This is a genomic window from Actinoplanes sp. NPDC026623, assembly GCF_040638275.1.
In the GTDB taxonomy this organism is placed as follows: Bacteria; Actinomycetota; Actinomycetes; order Mycobacteriales; family Micromonosporaceae; genus Actinoplanes.
The window spans coordinates 1-5260 of the sequence record NZ_JBEZXZ010000342.1 but is presented as its reverse complement, the minus strand read 5'-3'; the positions used below and the strand labels follow the sequence as shown (position 1 = coordinate 5260).

At 71.8% G+C, this 5260-nt stretch carries 4 protein-coding genes; all 4 read right to left on the bottom strand.

Features of this window, described 5'->3' with window-relative positions:
• Positions 1 to 40: 40 nt before the first annotated feature.
• Positions 41 to 1225, bottom strand: a complete 1185-nt coding sequence (locus tag AB0F10_RS44030) for a cytochrome P450 (RefSeq protein ID WP_360640230.1) — start codon at positions 1223 to 1225, stop codon at positions 41 to 43.
• A gap of 99 nt (positions 1226 to 1324) precedes the next feature.
• On the bottom strand, positions 1325 to 2365 hold the full coding sequence (locus AB0F10_RS44025) for a S1 family peptidase (protein ID WP_360640227.1): 1041 nt from the start codon (positions 2363 to 2365) through the stop codon (positions 1325 to 1327).
• Between the two features lie 315 nt (positions 2366 to 2680).
• Positions 2681 to 3949: an FAD/NAD(P)-binding protein gene (locus tag AB0F10_RS44020; protein WP_360640224.1), complete on the bottom strand. Its 1269-nt coding sequence runs from the start codon at positions 3947 to 3949 to the stop codon at positions 2681 to 2683.
• A 303-nt stretch (positions 3950 to 4252) separates the two neighbouring features.
• Positions 4253 to 4807 (bottom strand): winged helix-turn-helix domain-containing protein, encoded by a 555-nt coding sequence (locus AB0F10_RS44015; RefSeq protein ID WP_360640221.1) that lies wholly within the window; start codon positions 4805 to 4807, stop codon positions 4253 to 4255.
• Between the last annotated feature and the right edge of the window lie 453 nt (positions 4808 to 5260).

Here is a 5260-nt window from a genome sequence, read left to right as displayed (position 1 = left end):
CCTGCCGCCGCGTCGGCCGGCGGCAGGGCGGGTCGCGGCGTCAGGCGTCCCCGTCCACCGCTATGCGCAGGCCGGTGAGCTCGTAGGACGCGATCTCCGGACGGATGCGGGCCTTCGGCGGCGTCACCATCCGCAGGCCCGGCATGGCGAAGAGCTTGGTCAGGAAGATGTCCGTCTCCTGAATCGCGATGTATGCGCCCGGGCACCGGTGCGGACCGTCGCCGAAGGACAGCCCCGCGTCGCCGGCCCCGTCCGCCATCGCCCGCCCCGGGCAGACCTCACCCGGGTCGGCGCCGGCCACCGCCGGGTCCAGGTTCGCCGCCGCGACCCCGATGTCGACCCGGACACCGGCCGGGATCGTCGCGTCGCCCGCCTGGATCTCCTCGGTCGTCCAGCGGAAGAGGTTCGCCACCACGGGCTCGAGGCGCAGGATCTCGTGCAGGACGGCCACCCGCTCCTTCTCCTCACCCCGCGTGTACGCGGCTCGCAGCGCGGGGTCCGTGAAGAGGTGCCAGGCCGACAGCGTGATGAACTCGCGGGTGGTCACCATTCCCGCCGCCGCGAACGTCACGCACTCGCCGAGGATCTCCGGGTTGGTGCAGCCCTCGCTGAGGAGGTGGCTGATCAGGTCGTCCTTCGGCTCGCGCCGGCGCGCGTTGATCGCCGGGCGGACGTCCCGCCAGTAGAACAGGCCCATGTTGATGTTGGAGTGGAACTCCTTCCACGCCCGGGTCAGGCGGCTGCCGCTGTTCTTCTCCTCGAAGAAGGCGTCCAGGCGCCGCGCCATCCCGGTGCGGCCGCTCTCGGTCAGGCCGATGACCTCGGCCGCCACCGCCACCGCCAGCCGGAAGGACAGCTGCGACAGGTCCGCGCCGCCCCGGCTCCGCAGGGTCGCGCACTGCTCGTCGGCGAGCCTGTCCATCAGGGACCGGTATGCCGTGTCGACCCGCTTCGGGGTGAAGTACTTGGCGGTCTGGCGGCGGTGCTCGCGGTGCTCGGGTCCGTCGCGGAAGAGCACCGGCATGCGCATCCGGCCCTCGTGCCGCCGGGCGTTCTCGGCGCCGAAGCCCGCCTGGCGGGTCTCGGTGCTCCGCAGCATCGAGCGCGCCGTGGCGAAGTCCTGGATGTGCCAGACGTCGTCGGTGTCGGCATGGACAGGGCAACCGGGTGCCTGCCCGCCTCGTCCGATCTTGCGTTTCGACTCGAGCGGGGTTTCTGCTGACATCTATCGATTGTTGTCGGTGAAAGCCACCCTGTCCACTCGCGTCGTGGCCAGCGAAAAGGCCCCACCGACGGGTGGGGCCTTCTCGTGGTGGAAGGTGGATCAGAACACCGAGACGCCGTACACGTTCAGCGCCTCGACGACCGGCTGGAAGTACGTGGTGCCGCCGGAGCTGCAGTTGCCGCTGCCGCCGGAGGTCATGCCCAGCGCGGTGGTGCCGGAGTAGAGCGAGCCGCCGCTGTCGCCCGGCTCGGCGCAGACGGTGGTGCGGATCAGGCCGGAGACCGAGCCCTCGGCGTAGTTGACGGTGCTGTTCAGCGCGGTGACCCGGCCGGAGTGGATGCCGGTCGTGCTGCCGCGGCGGTAGACCGTCGCGCCGACGGCCGGGGTGCCGGCCGAGGTGATGTCCTGCGAGCCCACGCCACCGGTCTTGGTGATGGTCGTGTTGGTATAGCGCACGATGCCGTAGTCGTTGCCCGGGAAGCTGCTGCCGGCCCGGGTGCCGAGCGTCACGGAGCCGTTCGTCCAGGTCGCACCGATGTTGGTGCAGTGGCCCGCGGTCAGGAAGTAGTTGGTGCTGCCGCTACGGACGTTGAAGCCCAGCGAGCAGCGGCCGCCGCCGGCGTAGATCGCGTCGCCGCCGGAGATGGTGGTGCGCAGCGTGCCGGCGACCGACTCGAAGCTGGCCTTGGCGCCGAGCTTGGCGACGATCGCCTTGACCGCGGCGAGCTTCGCACCGGTGACCGTGCTGTCCGCCGTGACCACGATCTTGTTGCTGACCGGGTCCAGGCCGAAGGACGTGCCGGGGGTCTTCAGCTCGTTCTTCAGGGTGGCGTCCGCGGCGGCGAGGACGGCGCCGCTGTTGGCGACGTAACGGGGGGTGGCGCCGGACTCGCTCACCGACTTGGCGGTTGCGGCGTCGGTCACGTTGACCACGACCTTGCCGGCCGAGTCGACATAGGAGCCCGCGACGGCGGCGCCGAACTGTGAGTCCAGCTTGCTGGCGAGGGACGAGGGGGCGAACGAGGGGTCGGATGCGACGCTCGGGGCGGCGGATGCGGGTGACGCGAACGCACTGCCAACAAGCAAGACGGCGGCCAGACCGACGATCGGTCGGCCGAGCTTCGAGCCGGGGTTACGCACAGGTTCCTCCCAGGGGGGATGAGGTGTACGCCGGGTGTCCGGAGTACCGGTGCCACCGGTAGTATCGAGAACAATCGATCCGGACTCAATACTCGCCAAGATCGGCACAGGGCCGCCTGCATGCCCGTCAAATAGCCCCTGAGCTGCGGAAATGTCCTCGTCATATCATCGGGCTATCACCAGTTCGGGATGCCGCCGGTTAACTGGATCGACACATTGGACGATCGGCGCCGCGGTCACGGCCGGCCGGAAGACGGATGCGAGGGGCATCGACGGCACGCCGCACACCGGGCGCCGGAAGGTGCGGGGATTGCCCTATGCCGCGGCCGCGACCCGCGTGGCGGAGTGCAGATCGCCGACGAGGCGTCGCGCCTGGGCGCGGATCTCGGGCACGGCGGTGGTCTCCCACCGGGCGCCGCGGCGCAGCGGGCCGATGACCCAGAGCCGGTCGTGCGCCCGCCCGCCGGCGCCGATCAGACGACCGTCGATGTCGATGTCGAGGCCGAGGCCGTGCGGGCCGACCCGGGCCAGACCGGCGGCGAGCAGCCCGCCGACCAGCGGTCCGGCCGCCGCCGGCAGCCGCCCGGGCCCGGCGCAGTTGATCACGGCCGCGTAGTCCGCGAGGCCCGGCCACGCGGCCACCCCGCCCGCGCGGATCTCCAGCAGCCCGGCCGAGCGCAACTGCGCGACGCGAGCCCCGATCTCCGGGGCCATCCGATGCCGGTGGCACTCCCAGGGCCGGGCCAGGTGCCGCAGGAACGCTTCCTGCTCGGCCGGGGTCAGTGCGGTCCAGAGCTCATCCAGGTACGGCCGGAGCCCGTCGACGATGGCCCGCCAGTCCCCCGCCCCACCGGCGGCGGCGCGCACGGCACGGACCACGTCCCGCAGCGTGCCGCAGTCGTCGAGCGACGGCACGGCCGGCGGCGCGGCGTCCGCGGTGTGTGTCAGCGGCAGCAGGCCACGCCGGCTCACGGCCACGACGGGCGCGGTCCGGCGCCCGTCTGCGGTCAGGGTCAGCGCGACGTCGACGGCGGTCAGCCCGGTGCCGATCAGCAGCACCGGGCGGTCGGCCGGCAGCGCCTCGAGCACCCCGGGCCGCCACGGATCGCCGATGTAGCGCGGGTGGACGACGGCCTGGCGCGCGGCGGCCGGGCCACCGGTGGCGAGCACGACGTGGTCGGCCGCGATGATCGAGCCGTCGTCCAGCGCGACGGCGGCGTCCGGGGTGATCGCGGCCGCCCTCGCCCGGTGCAGGCGCAGGCGGCCGGGGTGCGCGGCGGCCGCCTCGTCGAGGACGGAACGCAGGTAGCGGCCGTACTCGGCGCGGGGGCGGAAGGCCGCCGGGGTGGTGCCCGCCCAGCGGGCGAAGTGACCCGGGTCGTCGGGGTCGGCGCTCATCGCACCCGCCCGCGAGTTGAGCAGGTGCCATGGCTGCGCGGAGCCGTAGGCGATTCCGCCGCCGGGCTCGCCCGGGTCGACGAGCACGACGTCGTCACCGCCGCATCGCAGCAACTCCCGGGCCACCAGGACCCCGGAGCACCCTCCCCCGACCACCACCACCGTACGCGTCACGACTTCCCCCATCTCCTATCGGTACGATAGGCATACGAGGGTTTCGGCGCCAGTGGCGCGCCGCAGAATTTGCGGATGTCCAGGGAAACCACCGCAGGGACGACAGCATCCGGGGTCCCGACAAGCAGGAACCGCACAGCGGCCGCGATCGCCGGGGCCATCCGACGCCGGTGACACGCCCAGCGCGGGCCAGGTGCCGCAGGAACGCATCCTGCCGGGCCGGGGTCAGTGCGGTCCAGAGCTCATCGCCGCCCGGTTTCCCGGACGCCGAACGCGGCGCACCCCGGGGCGCGCCGCGTTGGAGGGGTCGTCCGTTCAGGCGTCGGCGATGGTGATGCCGGCGTCGTCGGCGAGCCGGTAGCCCACCCCGTAGACGGTGGTCACGATGTCCGAGCCGAGCTTGGTGCGCAACCGGCTCACGTGCACGTCGACCGTGCGGACCGTCGTGTGCAGGTGACCCCAGACGTGGCCGAGCAACTGGCTGCGGCCGAACACCTGACGCGGGTGCGTCGCGAGGAAGAACAACAGTTCGTACTCGAGGCGGCTGAGGTCCAGCGGGCGGCCGTCCTGGGTCACCGCGCGCGCCCGCGGGTCCAGATGGACGCCCTCGGTGCTGCCCGGACCGCGAGGGGCGGCGGCGATCGGCGCGAGATCGACGTTCGCCTCCGGGCCGGCCGCCACGACGAGATCGCGCAGCGCCGCCAGGACCCGTTCACTCTCCTCCGAACCGGGCGCGCCGAGCGTGATCGTGACGGTCACCGACGATTCGGGGGGCGCGATGCTGCGCAACCGGGTGCGGGACCGGCCCGCACCGCGGCGGGTGGGCGCGAGGCGGGTGGCGGTGGAATCGATAACGGCGAGAACGGACATGGTTTCCCCTCCGGAGGGTGTGGCCGCCAACCGGGTCTCGGCTGGCGCCTGAACAATACTTTTCCCATGTATGGGATAGGTTTATAGACGCATTCCAGCGCCGCAGGACCGTGAATTCTGGGGCGTGCGGTCAGCGCACGCGGGTCACCGAGCGATCAGCAGGCACAACACCGGGCGCTCGCGCATCGGAGGAGATCGATGGCGAGGCGGGACGTGAGTCGTACGTCGCGCAACTGCATGCGCCCATTCTTCACAGCGGCGTGGCTCCGGTCAAAAGAAATCCATGATGCGGGAGTATTTTCCACTGAAAATACAACAACGTCGCGCCGCCAGCAGAAAAGGTGACGGCGCGCACAAATGAACAATCGGTTCATGAGTTCACCGGATGTTCCGCTCCACGATGGCCGGGCCCCGCCGGGGCGGGCCGGCCCGGCCCACCCGGCGACCCGCCGG